Raw genomic sequence first — 18,658 nt, 5'->3', positions numbered from 1 at the left:
TTTTATTGTGTAGGACATAGGGCTAGTTTAAAATGGCAGGAATTACAAATATTTTCTGAGAGGGGACTTTATTTGACAGATAAAACTGTAAACATCTATTTTGGGAGGTTTCATTTCCATAAACCGCTAGATTCTTTCACGAGCGATAACTCTATATTAGACCAGCTTAAAACCTTTTGCGAGGAGCCAGAAATACATACTGATACAGAGGATGGCGACTGGAAAATAGGTGGAGTTGAAGTAGAAGATGGAGTAATTTATGGGAAGTTAGGGAGAATTTTAACGGGGGAATATGAAGAGCCAACTTGGGATGAGGAGGAAAAGGATTTCGTGTATGAAGATAGCGAGGACACCAATTTCTCGTACTTCGCAATAATACCTTCAGAGAAACTGATTATGTACGAACGGAAAAAATACATAGGACATAAGCAGTTCAGAACCGTATTTGTAGAAGGCTTCAATAACTTCTATAATTCTGATGATCTTCTCGAGATTAACTTTATTGAACAGAAGGGAGAGTTCAAAGAAATATTATCTGAGGCCTCTAGTATCCCTGAGGCAAGATTCAAGCAATTAGAACCCACAAATCCTGATTTTACGGAAGAGTCGAAGAAAATAGATAATGCGCTTCGTGGGATGAACGCTGAGAGTGCGAAGCTGGAAGCTGAGAATGAAGAAGAATCGTTAAAGTTTACTGATGGAAGTCTTTTGGGCAGTGCCATTGCATTAGTTTCAGAAGGATATGGAGAGTTCTCTATCGACTATATTATGGATGGGGAGAGGAAGACGTTAACTTCCGGCGATAAACCTATCAGGAAGGAGATTGTGAGGCCTGCAGTTTTAGAAGATTTTAAGCACAAGGTTTCCAGCTTGAAGGATTTTATCAGTGCAAGAATGGAGGAAAATAATGAAGGATAGGTCTTTTGTGTCGCGGCTGAAAAAGTATGGCGGACTTAGATTACTCACATCTAACGATTTCAAAGTTTCTGCTGTAATATTTGCTACTCTATATTTCTTCTCCGTAATACCTTCTTCTTTAGGCTTCTTGGAGGCTAGCATTGGTTTTACTTCTTCACTTATTGCAATAGTATTAACAGGACTAGCTATAATTGTTTCACTATCTAATTCAAGCTTTATATCTTTTTTAAAAGATAAAGCACAGGTTTTTGACCAGTTAATATTCCTTTTTGAATGGAACGCCTATATCGCAATTTTTACAACCCTAGTCGGGCTCGCTACAGTAGCTAATGGCAGTATATGGCTCTATAGATTCTTCACATTCTTACTGCTATATCTATCTGCATCTATTCTTAACTTAATAGCATTCGTAAGCTACTACGGCCAAGTAAAGGCTGAGTTCGACAAAAATAATGCGCAGTGACCTCCTGAGTTATATCTTAGCCGTAGAAAAACCTCTTTTTATTCGCTATATCAAGCAATATTCTCTGCAAACTCTCCCCGATTTTTGACCTGTACAGGCCTTGATTCAGCAATATTCTCCGTCTAGGCCTTTATTTATGAATTCATATGACGTCATAACCGGGTGATTTATGACATCATATGGAGTCATCTTGGAGGCCCTCCCCCTACACGCACGCATATGGGCATACTGTGCCCCTTCTCCACAGATGAGGTCTCGTATTAGAGTTAGGCCTCAGAGCAAAAAATCAGAGAGAATTTGTTCCACAGCTTCAGAAAGAAACTAAACGGTTGCTGATACAACAGATATTATGAGTAAGAAGGTCAATCTCAAGCCCGGACGAGGAGATCTTTCTGACATAGTCCAAAATATGGAAAAAGGCATCTACAGGATTCCACAGTTCCAAAGAGAATACGTATGGGATAGAACAGAAGTGGTTGATCTTCTTGACAGCGTATACCATCACTTCCCTATCGGCAGTTTCTTCCTCTGGAAAGCCCCAAAAGACAAATGGGGATTCTTTAGAAGAATAGAAGACTTAGACCAGCCCGACATAGACAGTATGGCCGTACCAGAAATCAACTTCGTACTTGACGGACAACAAAGACTAACATCTCTATACGCCGTACTAAAAGGAAAGGACTTTGGAGGTACAGACTACAGCAGAATTGTGTTCGACCTCGACAAGGAAGAGTTCAAAGTGGCAGACGGAAAAGCCAGTCACCTCGTCAAAGTATCCGAAATCTGGAACGACAAGAAAAGAATAGAAATAATAAACGAACTTGAAGGAGAAAGACAGGAAGCTCTACTCGAATGTAGAGACCGTCTCAAAGACTACCCTATCTCAACTATAAGTGTAGATTCAGGAGACTTGGATGAAGTTATTGATATATTTGAAAGAATCAACCAGAAAGGAACGAGACTTGGCAGATTTGATATTGTAAACGCTAACGTCTGGGATGAAGACTTCGATTTACGTGAAAGAATAGACGAAGACCTGATGGAGAAACTGGATGATAAGGGCTTCGGTGAAATAGACAGAGGCGCCGTTACACAAGCATTAGCACTTAATATAGAAGGCAACTGTTCAACCAGCACCCAAAGAAATCTTGAAACTGAAAAAGTGAAAGAAAACTGGAAAGACACCAAAGACGCTATAATTAGAGCAGTTAACTATCTACAGAATAACTTGGGTGTCAAACAAGCGTCATTCATACCTTACGAAGGAATGATACCTGTTCTATCCTACTATATGTTTGAAACAGAGAATCACAGCATAGAGGCTGGACACAAGACTTACATCGACCGCTGGTTCTGGCAGACAGCAGTTTCTGGACGCTACTCAAGCTCAACCCAGACTACTATGACGGATGACAGAAAGCTATTCGACAGAATAATAGCTGGAGAAGACGTAGAAATCGATTTCCCTCCACAGGTAAACAAGGAGAAATTGATCAGCACCAACATCAAGAAATCTTCTTCAGGTCTACGTAACGTCTTCCTCTGTATCCTTGCCAAAACAAATCCTAAACACTTTGAAGGAGGAGGAACACTTACACTTGACGGAAACTACTTCTCCGACTTCAAGATAGACCATCATCATATATTCCCCAATTCCTTCCTGAAAGGTGAAGGATTCAGTTCCTCCAAGAGAAAGAGCATTATGGATATTACCTTCATTCCGAAGGATCTCAACAGGAACAAGATCAGGGATACTAAACCGAGCGAATACTTCGGGGGCCTGAAAGAAAGACTATCTGAAGAACAGTTTGAAGACAGAATGTCTTCTCATATGATGCCTTATGGGGAAGACTCAGGTATCTGGGAGGACGACTACAACAAGTTTTTGGAGAAAAGAGCAGAACTATTCCTTAACGAAATTAACAGGCTGATAGGTAGCATATCTGATCTTGAGTCAGACCTTGATACCGAGCCACAGGAAGTAATCAGCGAAACAGAAACACGTGTTAGAGACTACCTTCACAGAAAGATGAGAGAAAGCTACGGTGAAGACTACTGGGATAAAACTCCTCAAGACGTTAAAGGACGAGTGAAAGGGAGAGTAAGAGATGATAGGAAGAAGAATCCAAACTTGGAGATAGAAACAGGTAGAGACAGGCTCGACTACTGTAACATAATGGACTACGTCAAGATCATTAACACTAACTACGATCTGTTCAACGAGGACTTCCCATCAAAGGCAGAGGTAGAGAACAGGTTCGGAGACTTCAGCGATTTCAGGAACGCCGTGAACCACGAACGAGATCCTAGCGAGTTCGTGAGGAAAGATGGCGAAATAGCGATAAAATGGATTTTAAGCTGTATAAGGGAGGAAAGTTAATTTCTCTGTCTTTTCTTCCGTTCTTTCAACGTCTCTCCTGTAGTATCTGGTATTTAATCTACAACTCTTAGTCTTCTAATTTGCCCGGAAGTGGAAGCGTCTCAGCTATCATAGGATATGCTTCATAGAGTTTTCAAGACTATCGAACCTATGCAAGAAGGCGCTGTTTCTGATGAGAGAGTGAGAATTGCTTATGGTGGAGAAACACTAGTAACACACCATACTAATTCGGAAGGGCATCTACATCCACTGTAGCGGAGAGGTGCTGTATATATGTCATAGTATGGAGCTTAATATTCTAAGAATGTTCTTCCGGTCTCTTACGGTGGAAGAAAGAGAGATAATAAATCTTGTATATTAGAAAAAATAGTATAACAATGTTATATAATTATATTATAAAGCAAAATTTTTGTTGCAGATGGAGAGTGTGAGATTGCGGCAAGGGGGGACCCCCTCCCAGCTCTTACTTTCTTACGGTGGAAGAGACCGGAAGATTCAAAGGAAGGCTATGTTCTTTGTCTTCCCTCCCTGTTGAATATTATTCTTTAACTTTTCATAGTTCTTCTCCAGTACCTTAAGTTCCTGATTCTTTAACTCTTCTGCTGAATAATCTGTGTATTTTGAGAGTATCTCTACGTAGGCTGACTTCTTGTGTCGAGTGAGGCCCGGATCAGAACCCGATTGTTCGTACTCGATGTAGGGTAAATCGGCTGCAAGCTGATGCTGTAATTCATTCGCTCTGGAGACTTTAACATTGAAAATTTCCATTATTTCTGTCTTTTTGAGGCCGTTGCTTCCGGCTTCCTTTACTCTGGTCAAGAACTCCTTCTTTACATCTTTAGAGTACTGATCGAGAACTGTCCCTTCTGAGAAAGAAGAGTCTGCAGTACTCTTATTCAGTGTATGTCGTAGGGATGACATCTCCTCCTCGATTTTGTCTTCAATGATGGCTGTAATTTGCTCTCTCATCCTCTGTAGATCTTCTTTAGTTGCCAGTTCCTCGTCATCCTTGCTTGATCTCTGGGCTGCGTTATCTCTGGATGGTGGCTCGTTCCTACTTCGGTCAATCTTTATCTCGAGGAACGAACCATCTTCCTCTATATGTTTCCTGCATATGTCTGAAAATCCTTCATTGTTCGCAACAGATTCGTAGGCCTTCGGGCGCCAGCTCTTCACGAACTCCCAACTATCGGCCACATCTAATCGGTCGTCCAAGAAAGAAGAACTCTGATGTTCAATTCCTGATTCCATTAAATTTCCACCTCTACTTTACATCCGCATTCCTTACAGACGAAGACTTTTTCCACAAGTTCTGTCATCTTCTGACGACAGGATCTGCAGCTAAGCTTCATCGTCATCCCCACTGTTGTCATCAAAATCTTCGATATCGAAATCCTCTTCCTCGGCTCTGTCAAGTACGGCCTCAATCTCAACGTCACCGTCTTCAGCCATCTCGGCTTTCGCTTTCTGCCTTATCCATCGCCTGATAAGCCGTGATCGAGAACTGAAGGGCTGTTCTTCCAAGGCCTCATCTATCAAGTTCAGGAGAGGGGGCTTCATCGAGATGTTTACGTTCAGCCAGTCCTCTTCATCTTTTCCGTGTAGCCCCTCTTCGAAGTCGCTGGAGACCGACCTTTTAAGCTTCTCCATCGTAATCACCTCCTTCTTCCTCCATAATGGACTCGACGATTTTCTGCTCTGCTGGCGACAAGGCTTCGACGATCCCTGAGTTCTCCGATATGATCCTGCGGATCTCCTTTACTTTCTCATCCATCTTACTCACCTTGACTCGTCACGTAGAGAGCCATATTCCCCTTTTCAATTTTTCGTATCCGTCCGTCTCGCAATAATTCCTCCGTGTACTTACGTACTGTGGGACGGGAATAGTTCGATTTTCTCGAAAGTTCTCTCTGTGATAAGCCAAAGCTCTCACCTTGGATTATCTCTAGGAGATCCTCAGCTTTAGGGTGTAGTTTTTCCATAATTGATTACCTTATGAATCCCCAGTTCGAGAAGAAGGAGTTTATAAAGAGATCTTTAGACAGTTCTAAACATATTTGTCAAAGCTCTACGCCCCGAAATTCCGGGAATTGACAAAAAGCACTTGAAATGTCAAAGCAATGAATTTAGAAATGACTTCAATGAACTTTCTGTTGAAGTATTGTAAGCATCGTGTTCATCGAATTCTTTCACGATAGTTTCGGCTATTTGATCTCTCCTTTCTTCGTTTACTTCTAACTCAGCATCTCCCCACTTTCTCATACTAATATAGTTCAAAAGAGAGTCTTCAGCTTGGCGAAAGTCCTCTTGATTTAAGATTTGTTCAAGTTCACTGAAGGCCAGAAATTTCTTCACGAAAGGAATTACTTCTTCTACGAATTCACCGTCATCTATCGTCTTTTCTCCATCGATATCAACTTGGACTTTATCCTCTTGCTCATAGATTTCTTCGTATAGCCGCTCAGCTACTTTATCATATAATTCCTGAAAGTATTCATCTTCCTCTCTTTTCTGATAGTCCGAATAAAGATTCTCGCAATCTAATATAAGACGTTTCAATGCCAGAAACTGCAGTTCACCATCTATTTTACCGTATATGCTCTCAGGATTGTAAAAAGAGGAGAGAAATTTCTTGAACGCCTCTTTCTCATCTTTAGACATTTTGAAGGAAGATTTCTCGAATAGATTAATCATAAAATTTAGAAAGGCATCAGTATTAATGGCTAAATATTCTTTCCTATACTCTGGCGGATTTTTGGATATTATAAGATCTTCCTCTCCGAAATACTCATCTGAATTGAAAGTATGTTTCGCCTTTGAGACGATACTTTGATCCTTATCTGTCTTCTCAGCCAAAAGTTTTTGAGAGATATATCTCCCTCTCGTGGGCCGGCCAAGTCTTGTACCGTCTTCCCATTCATCTAAATCAAAGTAAACAGCCTTCTCCACTACTTCATCCGTATCTGCTGTTGGATCAAACCAACTCTTAGCGGCATCCTTGACAACACCATTTTCTACTTCATCAGTGTCCTCGGAGTGCTCTGTAGGTGAACCAAAAAATCCCGTAGGTTGAAACGTTTCTTCCAGAAGGACTTTGAAAACTTCATTTTTCCCCTTAATGCGTTCATTTAACCGGCTATCTGAGCTCTTGAGTGGACTAGGAGTTCTCCCTCCCTGTTTTGACATATTGTCAGAATGGGTAAATGGCCAAAATAAAAGTTGTTGTTTATTCTGAGCATTGCAACCGATAGGAGTTAGCTACTTCTATAGTTCGATGATTATTTATTGAGTCAACGCCCGAACTATTTCAGGAAATAGTATAAAAATATAGTCAATATTATTGTATATTACAGGAAGATTCCCCGGACCGGGTGGAGTAGACGGGTCCTGCCAAAAAATTTTACCATCAGCTGTTGATTTTCTTGGTTTTCAGCCTCTATACCTCGAAATTGGATTTTATGATTTTAGCTCCAACAGATAGTTAACCCTTTGCTAGAGACTAAGAATTATGTCTGATGTCTTGGAACCGGAAGAGCTCATAGTAGAAGGGAAATATTTCTTGTATAGAGAGATAGGAAATGACACTGTCAAGGAGTTGAAGACTCTTATTTCGAAACAAATGGCCAGAGAAGGATACTTGCCAGACGAGGAAATAAATCCATATTTTCCAGAGTTTGCTGATGCTAGTCGGTCAATTAAATTTAGACTGGATTTGGAACAAAGTGCTGCCAATTTAGGCATCGGTCTTAAGATAAAAAACCTCTTGAACATCATCTCTGACAAAGAATTCACGGATAAGAGGTACTTCGAAAGATTAAAATCTATTAGAAATGATTTGCCTTTTACAATTGAGATTAAATTCAAAACAATTCCGAGTGAGGACAGAGAGGGCTATGAAGTAAATGTTACAGCTGTGCCATCTATTCTTCAGAAGAGAAGACAAGGCGTAATAAGTGAGATACCTAGGAAAAGAGTAGGAGATGTGGTCAATACAACTAAGCAGGTAGTTTCTAGGGTAATGTCTAATTTTGAGGCAGAACCCTTACTTGAGCCTCAGACAAGAAAAGAAGTAATTCAAAGTTCTCTTGATTCTGATAAAAGAGCTGCTTTAGAAAAGTTAGAGTACGGAGGGAAGGTAACCACACATGTAGATGAAGGAAATGCCTGTTATCGAGAGAATTTATTGCATTCTGCTTTAAGCTCGTATGTGCATTCAATAGAATGGCTTATTATCTGTTATTTGAACAAAGAGAATGATATAGATATTATCGAAGAAGAAAAAGATGAAGGAGACTACTATTATTTTAAGGAATTGGTTGAAGAGTTGGATAACACTGCTGATATTTCACAGAAAACCATGAGTAAGTTGAAAACTATGAATAGTGCTGAAAGAAGGTGGATAGCTCATCACAAAACTGGTAATATTGCTAAATCAGATGTAATCAATGTTAAGGAAAGATTAGAAATTCTAGTAGATGAGCTTTTGTAATTATCCAAAACTGGATTCAAAATTCCATAAACTGGCAACAGTTTTAGTAAAGTTGTTAGTAAATTCTTGATTATGGATATTAGGAAAGTCCGGGAGTTTCAGTCTGCTGCTTGTGAGGTACTTGAGGATAACCAGCAGATGGATGAAGCAAACACTAAAGCTAAGTTGATTAGACCATTTATTGAGAATGTTCTTGATTGGCCATTTAGTACGGATGTTGAATTGGAATATTCTGTCAAGTCAGGTTCAGGCACAAATAAGGTAGATTATGCGTTGATTGCTCGTGAATCTCCTGATATTTTTGTAGAGGCAAAACCAGAAAGCAGGAGACTTAAAGAAAAATATAAGGAACAACTCTCTTCGTACATGATAACTCAAAATGTTAACTGGGGTATTTTGACGAACGGAAAAAAGTTCCAGTTTCTTAAGAGAGAAGTAAATGGCGAAATGGTTGAGGTAAAGTCTCTTAAGGTAGTCTCACATGACAATCTCGATACTCAGTTGAAATTACTTGAAGCACTGAGTAAAGAAGCAGTGGAATCAGGAAGTTCTAAGGAAATTGCAGAAAGGATAAGCAAAATTGAAGACTCCGTTCATTCGCTTAGAGATAACAAAGAAGACTTAGCCAACGAAATTTCCGGATTCATAAAGAATGAGATTGGAAATATCGCTGTTCAAACAGTTGAACAGGAATCAAAAGAGTTCATCGATGATTTGCAGAGTCTATTGAAGAACAAGGCCATAATATTTTAGATGAAGAACAAGAAGTACCTGAGAAAACAGAAGATGATGAATCAGAAACGAATGCAGTTGTAGGTCGAATAAAAAGGTCACAGATTCAAGGAGATAATGAAGAACAGGTTGCCATATTTCCAACCCGTCAATCAGGCCTTAACTTCTTGAAAGAGAACAATGCTTGGGGGTTCGTCAGAGTAGGTCAGAATCCTAACTATGTGGGGATGTATGTCACGGGAGATGCTAAAGAAGTTCAATATTTTGCTAAAGTAAAAGAAATTGTGCCTGTGGATGAAGCTGACTTAGCAAGGCCAGCAGAGTCATACACAGAAGATGCTCAATATGATGAGGATAAGAAAGTGATAGTGTTTGAAGAAAATAGCTTATACAGGTTAGAAGACCCAATAGAATACCGTAATAAGTATCCGCAAGGACTGATGTACACGACTCTTGGCGACTTCAAAGAAGCCCAAACAACCGAAGATATTTTCGAATAGTTTAAACTGAAAGTGGCCTAGGAGGAGCCTTCATTTCTCTTGATTTGACGAAGTTCTCAAGTTCTCTAGGACATTTGTAGGTCCTGCCAAATTTTATTCTCAACTTTATACTCTATACGTTGAGTTTTTGGTGTTTATCCGAGTATTAGTCTGAGGCCTGAGATCATGAGTATGAGGCCTATGAGGATTGTGAATTTTTTCTGTTCGACTTCTTGGAATAGCTGGTTTCCGAGGTAGTTTCCGAGGATTACTCCTGTTGGAGGTAGTATGTAGAGGTAGATGTTTGAGGTGTCTATCATTCCGAGGTAGCCGTAGGTAGAGAATCTGGCGATTGCTGCGAGCAGGAAGATAGGGACTACTACTGCTCGGAAGAGTTCTTTCCGGAATTTTGAGCCAAGATAGACTACGAGTGGTGGGCCTCCCATTCCTGTGAAGCCTCCGCAGAATCCGGCGAATGCTCCGACTGCTCCGTCAAGTACCTGGAGTTTCTCTGTGCCTTCTGAGCCTTCTTCCGGCTTGAATTTTCCGAGGAGGAACCAGAAAGAGATCAGGATAATTGCTCCGCCGAGAAGGTATTCGAACAGGCCTGGAGGGATTACTGAAAGTGCTACTCCTCCGATTACTGCTCCTGTAACCATTAAAAGGCCTATCGGCGCCCAGTATTTTTTGTTTTCGAAGAATTCAGGGTTCAGTATTGAGAGGTAGCTTCCTCCGATTATATCCAGTAAAGAGGCCAGAACGATCACTTTTGTAGGATCGTAGATCATGGAACCGATCGATACGAATACGATCGCAGGCCCGAATCCCGTCAGGCCTTTGACTATATGAGCGAAGAAAGCGAGGACGCCCAGTAAAATCCCTATCTGAAGTGGTTCCATGTACAACATCTATTTGAGGCCTGGAGAATTTTTATACTCTGTCATCTGTCCGTAGGCCTGTTAAATATCTATGTCGAGGTTTATTTCTCCTTTTTTGAGGATACAAGGAAGAAGAGATAGCGAAAATCACTCACGGAAACTTTCTCAGAGTCCTGAGAGAAGTTATCTAGAACAGTCTATACATTTTATTTATAGGCCTCCAAATACTTTTCATGAAGTCTCCGGGGAAATTTTCTGCAGATAAAAGCTCGAGGCTCGGGATTTTTCTGGGCCTTGCAGTACTTCTTGCATTATTCAGTTCCTCGGGTGCTGCATGGTTTGATACATACGACTTCAGGAGAGATATCGTCAACAACACGACAAGCTCGCTGATCATCCCGTTGCAGGAAAGCGATATCGATGAAAACGGGGTAAATGAGACTTTCTACGGCCAGCCCGGTGAAATATACTTCAACAATGATACAGATTTCGCATTTGTAGATAATTCCGGGCAGCGATGTGGATTCCAGACTTCTCCGGAAATGAAGAAAAATTGTGAAAATTTGGATACAGGCCTTGTTTCATACTATCCTTTTGATAACTCACAGGCCTGGGATGCGATAAACGGTGAGAACGGTTCTTTAAACGGTGTTTCGTCAGTGTCTGGAAAATTTGGGGAGGCCTTTGATTTTAACGGCGGTGATTACGTTTCCATACCGGCCTATGACGGGGCGCTGGATTTTTCGGAGAAGCGTCTGAGGACTGATTTCACTATATCTCTGTGGTTCAAGACTACAGATTCTGATGGCGGAATCTTCAGTGTACAGGGAACATCTAATCCCGGGAATCCCGACGGCCACGACAGGCATATCTACCTTTCTGGTGGAGATCTCTGTGCCCGTCTATGGGATGATGGATCAAATAATGCTGTTCCTTGTATATCAGGGAATTTTGCTGATGGAGAATGGCATCACGTGACTTTCAGGCCTGTAGAGGGAGATTCAACTTATCTGTACGCTGATGGAACGGAGTACTCTGCTCAGGATGGTGCTAACACTGTTTCTGATTTTAATGGTGCGTCTGGAGAGTGGAGCCAGCTGTATGCTATTGTTGGACATTCTCAGGATGCTTCTGGAGGATATCTTACAGGTACAGTAGAGGACGTTAGAATATATGATACTCCGCTCACGGAATCCGAGATACAGGCCTACTATGATGCAACTCGGGGAGAGAGGCCTTCCGCAGATTTTGGCAGGAAACAGGGAGGTGCTTACTCAACGAGTCCTTCTCCGCCTGATTCCTCCACTGTGTGGTACAATGAATCCTTGGAGGCCTTGAATCTGTCAGCAAAGTACAACGATATATCGAATAGTTCAGGGTATCTCGCCTTCAAAAATTCCGGAAGTCTTGTGGAGAATGTTTCGGTAGGAGATGAGGGAAGAGCATCCACGTTACTGGAAGAAAATTTTCAGCCGAATACAGTCTATAACTGGAGTGCCGAAGCAGTGTCCTCTAACGAATCTCTTATCTCGTCAACACAGAGTTACAGTTTCACGACAGGAAACGATTTCACAGATTACAGTAACGTCAGAAAGCTGCAAAACTTCACAGATAGTTCTCAGAATTTGAGAAATACTCTGGTGCTTCCTGTAAAGGAGAGCGATATAGATAGAAACGGGAAGACTGAAAATTTCTACGGACAGGCCTCAAGGATTTACTATGACTCCGAGGAAAGTTTCGAGTTCGCGAATAAAATTCAGACTTGTGGATTCCAGACAAATCCTGAAAAGATATCCAGCTGTCCTCCAACAGGCAAGAATCTTATCTCTTACTGGCCTCTTGACGGCGATACAGGCTGGGATCCTGTAGGAGGTAGAAACGGAAGTCTGACGAACGTTACTACAGAAGTTGATGGAGCAGTTAATCAGGCCTACAGTTTCGATGGGAACGGTTCTTACTTCAATGCAACAGTCGGAAATCTCCCGGAGGCCTATACTATAGGGATGTGGATAAAGACTACTGAGAGAAGTCAGAGTATCAGCGGTTTCTCCGATGATGTTCCATTTGGTGGAAGCCATGAAAAAGAGTTCTACATCGATTCCAACGGAAGAGTTGTCTTCAGGGGATACGATGGCAATGACCAGATAGCTGTATCTGATCAAGCTCTGGATGATGGAGAATGGCACCATGTGATGGCAACTGCAGAGGACGATGATTACGTAAGACTTTATGTGGATGGACAACAGGTAGACAGAAACTCTGTTGGAACTCTTTACAACAACTACGATACCGGCTACTTCACGCTTGGAATCGGAAGCGAACTTGAGACTTACTACAACGGATCAGTAGATGATGTCAGGATCTACAGAAAGAAGCTGAAAGCGGAAGATATACAGGATCTCTACAACTACTCACAGAAAGGCAAGAGACCGTACTTCACACAGCTTGATGGAAGTCTAAGACCTGCCATATGTGACGATATCTCGTCAGAAAAATGCATATCTAACAGAACACATTCTGTATCCGGAGAGGCCTATGACATAGACTCGGAGTTTGAGTCGAAAAGCACAGCAGTCTTTGAGGCCTTTCAAAATTCTGCCAGCATATCTGTAAATAGCTCCGCCAGAATTTCAGGCCTCTGGCGAGGAATCTTTGATTTGAATGCTGAAAGGATTACTTTGACGGCTGGAGCACGTTTCAGGCCTGTGAACGGAACTATTCGAATTGGCTAGAAATTAATGTCTTGCATTATAACGCTTCGGATTTAATCTCTATCTATACAAGGAGGTGTTATTTTATGAAAGGTACAGTAAAGTTCTTCCACGATCAGAAGAATTACGGATTCATAGAAACTGAAGAGATGGATGATGACGTATTCTTCCACAAGGAAGACCAGGACGAAGGATTTAGCGTTGAAGAAGGAGCTGAAGTCGAGTTCGATCAGGAAGAAGGAGATCGAGGACCAAAGGCAGTCAACGTCACAGAAGCTTAAAGCTTCAACAGAGGCCTGGGAGACCAGTCCACAGAATTTTTTCTATTTGCATATCACTAATTTTTCTCACTTTATGATTTCTAGAGGCCTATGATGTGGATTCGGATTTCACTTCGGAGGAAAATTCGATTTTCACATCTTCGGTGCCGGCCAGTATATCTGTGGCTCGTTCAGCCCGTATCTCGGGCCTCTGGCAGGGAGTATTTGATCTGACGGCGGAAAAAATTGTACTCAAATCCGGAGCCCGTTTCAGGCCTGAGGGCGGGAGAATAAAAATAGGTTGAGAGGTATTCATTACTTATGACAGAGGACAAGGAACGGATGAAAAAGCATTATGATCTGAACTCCAAGGACTACAATGAGAAAATGGGTACCGGGGAACACGGCATGATGCATTATGGAGATCACTCGGATTATGAACGCTCTCTAACGGAAAAAATTATTTCAAAGACAGGCCTGGTGTCAAGAAAAGAAGTCAGAGAATCTGTTGTCAACAGGGTGAAGAACCTGGCAGAGAAAGCAGATATCACGGAACAAGATACCGTGCTTGATTCCGGATGCGGGAGAGGAGGAAACGCTGTATGGATAGCTGAAAACACGGGAGCGGACGTGATAGGCCTTGATATAGATGAAGAAAGTATAGAGGAGGCCCGCAGAAAAGCTGAAGAACACGGAGTCGAGGAAAGGACACGTTTTGTTGTAGGGAACTTTGATGAACTTCCTGTAAAAGATTTCGATGTCTACTTTGCGATCGAAAGCCAGTGTCACTCTGAAGACGAGGAAAAACTCTTGGAACAGGTATACGAGGCCCTGAATCCTGGTGGAAGATTGATAATCTCGGACGGCTTCCGTATAAAACGTTTTGACGCTGAAGACGAAAAAATAGCCGAAAAAATGCATAGAGGATGGGGAGTAGACTATCTTGCGCACATAGACGATTTCAGGAAATACCTGGAAGATGCAGGATTCGAGAATATACGCCAACAGCATATTCAGGATAGGATAAGGCCTACATCCAGCTATCTACACAGATTATCGATTCTGTCAAGGCCTTATGTGGCGGCAAGACTGAAGCTGGCAAGTGCTGCAGCCGGATTCAGCGAAAGGACAGGATTGGGAGATAAAAATGATTTTGAGTACAGTAGAAAGCGTTATAGTCAGTTGAACGATCTTTTGACTACTGCAAGATATCAGTACGTTGCTGGAAAGCAAGAGCTTTTCGCACAGCTTGATTTCTACGCTGAGAAGCCTGAAAAATAGAGAAAGATATGTTGGTGACAAGAGCACCGCACAATCGTAATACAAAGTATTACATTCTCTGTTTTTAAACTTTTTCCTAGCTTTCGTAGTCTTCAGGATCTTCAGTTTCGTCTTCACTGTTTCTGACGAGGCCCAGTTCATTCAGTATGAAAAACGTTAGTACCAGGAAGAAGAGGCCTGTGACGATGTATGCTCCGATCGGGCCTGAGGCAAGATTTTCCAGTGTCATGTTGTTTATTGTTTTCGGAGAGGTTAAAAGAATTCAGAACTCTGTCTACTTTATGAAATTTCTAAACATCGTTGGAACGGCCCGTGAAGGCCGGAAATCTATCAGAGCAGCAAGGAAAATCGATAACGTGTTCCAGGATCAGGGACATGAAACTTTTTTCTACGACTTGAAGGAGAAAAATATTCCTCCTGTCGGCAACAGAACTTACACTGATGAAGGGCCTGTACCGGAAGATATACAGGATCTCAGGGAGAAAATTCTGGAGGCCGACTGCATAGTCCTTGTAGTACCGGAGTACAATCATTCGTACCCTGGAATCCTGAAGACGGCACTCGACTACATGTACCCGGAGTACGACGAGAAACCGTTCGCATACGTCACAGTCTCCGGAGGAGGATTCGGCGGAGTACGAGCACTCAGCCATCTACACGACGTCACGCTCGAGTACGGAGGACAGCCAGGCCCTGATCTGCCTGTATCCAATGTATCAAGCACGCTCAACGAAGACGGAGAAGTGATCGATGAAAGCTATGAAGGCCGCTTCGAATCATTCGCGGAAGACGTCGAAGAATTCGTCGACAGAAGGACCTGAAAAATTTTCTTCAGACCTCCCACAATTTTTTCTCTTCCCTCTTCTTTTTCCTTACCTAGTTAAGTCTCCAGGCCTCAAAGACTTCTTATGAACACCGGGAAAATCGATCCGGAGGCCCTGGAAAAGTTTTTGCTTGAAGACGCTCTGGATCATATGATAGTGAACGAGGCCCTTGATCTACTTCTCCTCGTTATAGGGGAGAAGCCAGCGGCCTCAACTACAGCACATTTCGAAAAGCTTTCTCCCGGATTTGAAAAATTTGTAGAGGATTTCTCAGATGAGTTCGATCTCTTCTACGTGACCAGGGATGTCGAGGATACGCATCCCGAGACGGACGAAAATATCACCGGCAGCTCGGTATTTTTCACCGATGAAGAGGAGCGACTTGACATGCTGAGGCCGATGGAACAGGCAACGAATAAGGATATCGGTAAGTTCCTCGGCTATCCTGAAGAAGCTGTAGAGGCCTTCGAGACAAGCAGAGGATTCAGGGAGGCCTATCAGAGGTTCGAGGAGATGATGGGGGATGAAGATGTCTCCGAGGAGGAGGCTCTTGATTTTCTGGAGGAGAACACTTCAGAGAAATCGTATTCTGAAAAATTCGATGAGAAAGTTGAGGAGATGATTCAGGACGGGAAGATGGACAGGAGCGATGAAAAGTATCTGGGCCTTGTATCCTATGTTCCAAGGATTGAAGAGGAAAGTATACTGTCAGCTGTTGAGGAGGCCCGGAGACGTGAAAAAGTTCTGAAGGAGATGGATGAAGAACTTGATGTTTCTGTAGGCAGGGAGTATCTGGAGAAAATTCTTGAGGCCTGAGGCCTTGAGGTTTTTCTGAGGATTTTTTATTTCTGTTACACGTATTCTCTGTTGTATGAAGCATATTCAGGATGCGCTGCATGGATACATAGAGTTAAACAGTGAGGAAGTCAATGTTCTTGATTCAGCGCAGATGCAGCGTCTGAGGAGGATAAGACAGTTAGGCCTCTCTTCACTTGTCTATCCAAGTGCGACTCATACACGTTTCCAGCACTCTCTCGGAGTAATGCATATCGCCGGCAGATTCGCGGAGAGCCTGGATCTGGATGATCAGAGGAGTCAGGAGTTACGTATCGCAGGCCTTCTGCATGACTCGGGGCACGGCCCTTTTTCACATGCCAGCGAAGTTGTAGCTGAGAAACACGGTTTTTCGCATGAGGACTTCTCCTGCAGGATAATAGATGAGCTTGAGGACGAGTACTCTGTGGAATCCCAGAGAGTGAAGAAGATCATAAAGGGAGATCTGGAGATCGGACAGATCGTCGCAGGAGATATCGATGCAGACAGGATGGACTATCTGATGCGTGACTCACATGCCTCAGGCCTGGAACACGGAGAGATCGATTACGATACTATAATCAGGCTTGCAGAGATCGATTCGAGAAGACTTGTATTCAGCGAGAAAGCTGTACAGGCCCTGGAATCGCTTTTCACCGCTCGCTTCCACATGATAAAGACTCTGTACAATCATCATACATCTCTGATCGCAGAGAAGATGCTTCAGAGAAGCCTGGAGAATCTGATCGAAGAAGAAAACATAGCTGTCGAAGAAATGATGCAGTTAGACGATTATGAGGCCCACAGCAAGCTCCTCAACTCGAAAGGATCATCCAGAAAACTTTACAGCAGGATCAAGGACAGAAATCTGTACAAGAGAGCGCTTGTATGGGACATAGATGATGTTCCAAAAGAGGCCCTGAAGTCTCTTGAACGGCGTATCAAGAAGCCGAGGAAGCTTGAAAAAGAGATAGCGGAGGAGGCAGATACCAGGCCTGATGAAGTGATCATCCATACACCGTCGACACCAGGCATCAGCGATATAGATGTCAAAGTCAAGAAAAAAGGTGATATAAGGCCTCTTAGCGAGTTATCGCCGATTCCGGATGCTTTGACTGATGCGGAGTGGAGGAACGTGGCGCTACGGGTATACGCCCCGGATGAAAAAGTTGATGAAGTAAGAGAGGCCTCAAGAAAAATTCTGAAGGATTACACGAAAGTCCTGGAAGGATACACCTGACTTATCCAAGGTTTTTGAATTTTCTCTGGCAATCAATTCTAGAGGCCTATGGATCACATACTTGTAAGATACGGAGATATCGGCACTAAATCAGCTTCTGTCCGTGGAAGAATGGTGAAGATCCTGAGACAGAGGATAGAAGATCGACTGGAGTATGAAGATGAAGAATACGACTCTGTTACTGATATCCCGGGCCGTTTAATTGTAAAAAACGCAAGGCCTGAAGCTTCAGAAGCTGTAGCAGAGCTGCCGGGAGTTGCATCAGCCTCTCCCGTGAAAGAACTTGAGTCAGAGATCGAGGCCTTGAAAAATGCTGCCGAGGATGTCGAAATCGGCGAAAGCTTCGGAATAGATACTAATCGTTCTGGAAGTCATGATTTCAGCAGTATGGATGTCAATAGAGAAGTAGGCACATTTGTACAGGACTTTTCTGGTGCAGAGGTGGATCTTGATGATCCAGAGACATGGATAAAGTTTGATGTAAGGGATGAGAAAGCTTTCATGTACACAGAAACTTTTGAAGGTCCTTCAGGGATGCCTGTCGGTGCAGCAGATCCTCTGGCTGCTTTGATAAGCGGAGGCATAGATTCTCCTGTTGCAGCTTACGAAGTAATGAAGCGAGGCTCTGATATAACTCCTGTATATTTCTACAACAGACCTATTGCTGCAGAGGATCATCTGATGCGTTTCAAGGCCTCAGTTGAGAAACTGAAGCGTTTCCATCCCTCTAAAGACTGGGAGGCCTATATCGTTGACATGAAGGAAGTAAACGAGGAGTTAATGGATATCGGCCGTGGGAGAATGCTTCTTCACCGGTATATAATGTTCGGGATAGCGGAAAAGATCGCTGAGCAGGAGAATCTGCAGGGGATCGTGACGGGCGAGGCCCTCTCGCAGAAATCTTCACAGACTTCCTCCAACATGAGAAACACGTCTTCTGCCACAGATTTCCCGATTCACAGGCCTTTGCTCACTCGTGGAAAAGCTGAGATAACGGAGAAAGCCAGGGAACTGGGAACTTTTGAGGAGGCCTCGATAGATTCTGCGTGCCGGACGATGGCGCCGGAAAGCCCGGCTACAAGGATGTCAAACGGAGATTTCGAGAAGCTGAAGCGCAGGATTGACGTCGATGAGCTTGTGGAAAAAGCGCTGGAAAACACCAGAAAAGAAGAGATCTAGAGACAAATTAC

General features: G+C 42.8%; 21 protein-coding genes. 14 read left to right on the top strand and 7 right to left on the bottom strand.

What is annotated here, in order from left to right:
• Window positions 1-72: 72 nt before the first annotated feature.
• The 3 genes from ACK3SF_RS03995 (at window position 73) to ACK3SF_RS03985 (ending at window position 3,761) form a co-directional block, all read left to right on the top strand.
• Entirely contained in the window at window positions 73-918 is an 846-nt protein-coding gene (locus ACK3SF_RS03995) for a hypothetical protein (RefSeq protein WP_414837408.1), read from the top strand.
• Window positions 908-1,381: a hypothetical protein gene (locus ACK3SF_RS03990; RefSeq protein WP_414837407.1), complete on the top strand. Its 474-nt coding sequence runs from the start codon at window positions 908-910 to the stop codon at window positions 1,379-1,381. The genes ACK3SF_RS03995 and ACK3SF_RS03990 overlap by 11 nt, the downstream gene beginning before the upstream one ends.
• A gap of 349 nt (window positions 1,382-1,730) precedes the next feature.
• Window positions 1,731-3,761, top strand: coding sequence for a DUF262 domain-containing protein (locus tag ACK3SF_RS03985; protein WP_414837406.1), 2,031 nt, complete (start codon window positions 1,731-1,733; stop codon window positions 3,759-3,761).
• 495 nt (window positions 3,762-4,256) lie between these two features.
• Here ACK3SF_RS03985 and ACK3SF_RS03980 read toward each other — a convergent pair whose 3' ends face one another.
• From ACK3SF_RS03980 to ACK3SF_RS03960, 5 genes are all read right to left on the bottom strand, one after another.
• Window positions 4,257-5,012: a hypothetical protein gene (locus tag ACK3SF_RS03980; protein WP_414837405.1), complete on the bottom strand. Its 756-nt coding sequence runs from the start codon at window positions 5,010-5,012 to the stop codon at window positions 4,257-4,259.
• A gap of 90 nt (window positions 5,013-5,102) precedes the next feature.
• Window positions 5,103-5,411 (bottom strand): hypothetical protein, encoded by a 309-nt coding sequence (locus ACK3SF_RS03975; protein ID WP_414837404.1) that lies wholly within the window; start codon window positions 5,409-5,411, stop codon window positions 5,103-5,105.
• Window positions 5,398-5,535, bottom strand: coding sequence for a hypothetical protein (locus ACK3SF_RS03970; protein WP_414837403.1), 138 nt, complete (start codon window positions 5,533-5,535; stop codon window positions 5,398-5,400). Before ACK3SF_RS03970 ends, ACK3SF_RS03975 begins: the two co-directional genes overlap by 14 nt.
• 1 nt (window position 5,536) lies before the next feature.
• Window positions 5,537-5,743 carry a winged helix-turn-helix domain-containing protein gene (locus ACK3SF_RS03965; RefSeq protein WP_414837402.1) on the bottom strand — a complete coding sequence of 69 codons (207 nt, stop codon included), beginning with the start codon at window positions 5,741-5,743 and terminating at the stop codon, window positions 5,537-5,539.
• A gap of 130 nt (window positions 5,744-5,873) precedes the next feature.
• Window positions 5,874-6,947 (bottom strand): hypothetical protein, encoded by a 1,074-nt coding sequence (locus ACK3SF_RS03960; protein ID WP_414837401.1) that lies wholly within the window; start codon window positions 6,945-6,947, stop codon window positions 5,874-5,876.
• Between the two features lie 322 nt (window positions 6,948-7,269).
• On the opposite strand from ACK3SF_RS03960, the gene ACK3SF_RS03955 reads away from it, so the two are divergent.
• The 3 genes from ACK3SF_RS03955 (at window position 7,270) to ACK3SF_RS03945 (ending at window position 9,482) form a co-directional block, all read left to right on the top strand.
• Window positions 7,270-8,250, top strand: a complete 981-nt coding sequence (locus ACK3SF_RS03955; RefSeq protein ID WP_414837400.1) for a hypothetical protein — start codon at window positions 7,270-7,272, stop codon at window positions 8,248-8,250.
• Between the two features lie 72 nt (window positions 8,251-8,322).
• Window positions 8,323-9,003, top strand: coding sequence for a type I restriction enzyme HsdR N-terminal domain-containing protein (locus ACK3SF_RS03950; RefSeq protein ID WP_414837399.1), 681 nt, complete (start codon window positions 8,323-8,325; stop codon window positions 9,001-9,003).
• Between the two features lie 146 nt (window positions 9,004-9,149).
• Entirely contained in the window at window positions 9,150-9,482 is a 333-nt protein-coding gene (locus tag ACK3SF_RS03945; protein WP_414837398.1) for a hypothetical protein, read from the top strand.
• A 134-nt stretch (window positions 9,483-9,616) separates the two neighbouring features.
• Here ACK3SF_RS03945 and ACK3SF_RS03940 read toward each other — a convergent pair whose 3' ends face one another.
• The gene (locus ACK3SF_RS03940) at window positions 9,617-10,360 is read right to left on the bottom strand and encodes a sulfite exporter TauE/SafE family protein (protein ID WP_414837397.1); all 744 of its coding nucleotides are present in this window, start codon (window positions 10,358-10,360) and stop codon (window positions 9,617-9,619) included.
• 212 nt (window positions 10,361-10,572) lie between these two features.
• Here ACK3SF_RS03940 and ACK3SF_RS03935 point away from each other — a divergent pair, with 212 nt between their 5' ends.
• The 4 genes from ACK3SF_RS03935 (at window position 10,573) to ACK3SF_RS03920 (ending at window position 14,591) form a co-directional block, all read left to right on the top strand.
• The gene (locus tag ACK3SF_RS03935) at window positions 10,573-13,071 is read left to right on the top strand and encodes a LamG domain-containing protein (RefSeq protein ID WP_414837396.1); all 2,499 of its coding nucleotides are present in this window, start codon (window positions 10,573-10,575) and stop codon (window positions 13,069-13,071) included.
• 65 nt (window positions 13,072-13,136) lie between these two features.
• The gene (locus ACK3SF_RS03930; protein ID WP_414837395.1) at window positions 13,137-13,331 is read left to right on the top strand and encodes a cold shock domain-containing protein; all 195 of its coding nucleotides are present in this window, start codon (window positions 13,137-13,139) and stop codon (window positions 13,329-13,331) included.
• 95 nt (window positions 13,332-13,426) lie between these two features.
• Window positions 13,427-13,615 (top strand): hypothetical protein, encoded by a 189-nt coding sequence (locus tag ACK3SF_RS03925; protein ID WP_414837394.1) that lies wholly within the window; start codon window positions 13,427-13,429, stop codon window positions 13,613-13,615.
• Between the two features lie 16 nt (window positions 13,616-13,631).
• Window positions 13,632-14,591, top strand: a complete 960-nt coding sequence (locus ACK3SF_RS03920; RefSeq protein WP_414837393.1) for an SAM-dependent methyltransferase — start codon at window positions 13,632-13,634, stop codon at window positions 14,589-14,591.
• Between the two features lie 76 nt (window positions 14,592-14,667).
• Here ACK3SF_RS03920 and ACK3SF_RS03915 read toward each other — a convergent pair whose 3' ends face one another.
• On the bottom strand, window positions 14,668-14,820 hold the full coding sequence (locus ACK3SF_RS03915) for a hypothetical protein (RefSeq protein WP_414837391.1): 153 nt from the start codon (window positions 14,818-14,820) through the stop codon (window positions 14,668-14,670).
• Window positions 14,821-14,872: 52 nt separating this feature from the next.
• On the opposite strand from ACK3SF_RS03915, the gene ACK3SF_RS03910 reads away from it, so the two are divergent.
• From ACK3SF_RS03910 to ACK3SF_RS03895, 4 genes are all read left to right on the top strand, one after another.
• The gene (locus ACK3SF_RS03910; protein WP_414837389.1) at window positions 14,873-15,412 is read left to right on the top strand and encodes an NADPH-dependent FMN reductase; all 540 of its coding nucleotides are present in this window, start codon (window positions 14,873-14,875) and stop codon (window positions 15,410-15,412) included.
• An 87-nt stretch (window positions 15,413-15,499) separates the two neighbouring features.
• Window positions 15,500-16,231, top strand: coding sequence for a hypothetical protein (locus ACK3SF_RS03905; protein WP_414837388.1), 732 nt, complete (start codon window positions 15,500-15,502; stop codon window positions 16,229-16,231).
• A 55-nt stretch (window positions 16,232-16,286) separates the two neighbouring features.
• Window positions 16,287-17,468: an HD domain-containing protein gene (locus tag ACK3SF_RS03900; RefSeq protein WP_414837387.1), complete on the top strand. Its 1,182-nt coding sequence runs from the start codon at window positions 16,287-16,289 to the stop codon at window positions 17,466-17,468.
• Between the two features lie 48 nt (window positions 17,469-17,516).
• Window positions 17,517-18,647, top strand: coding sequence for a tRNA sulfurtransferase (locus tag ACK3SF_RS03895; RefSeq protein ID WP_414837386.1), 1,131 nt, complete (start codon window positions 17,517-17,519; stop codon window positions 18,645-18,647).
• Window positions 18,648-18,658 lie beyond the last annotated feature (11 nt).

This window comes from Candidatus Nanosalina sp. VS9-1 (assembly GCF_047555085.1).
Taxonomy (GTDB): domain Archaea; phylum Nanohalarchaeota; class Nanosalinia; order Nanosalinales; family Nanosalinaceae; genus Nanosalina.
This window is presented reverse-complemented; position numbering and strand designations above follow the sequence as displayed.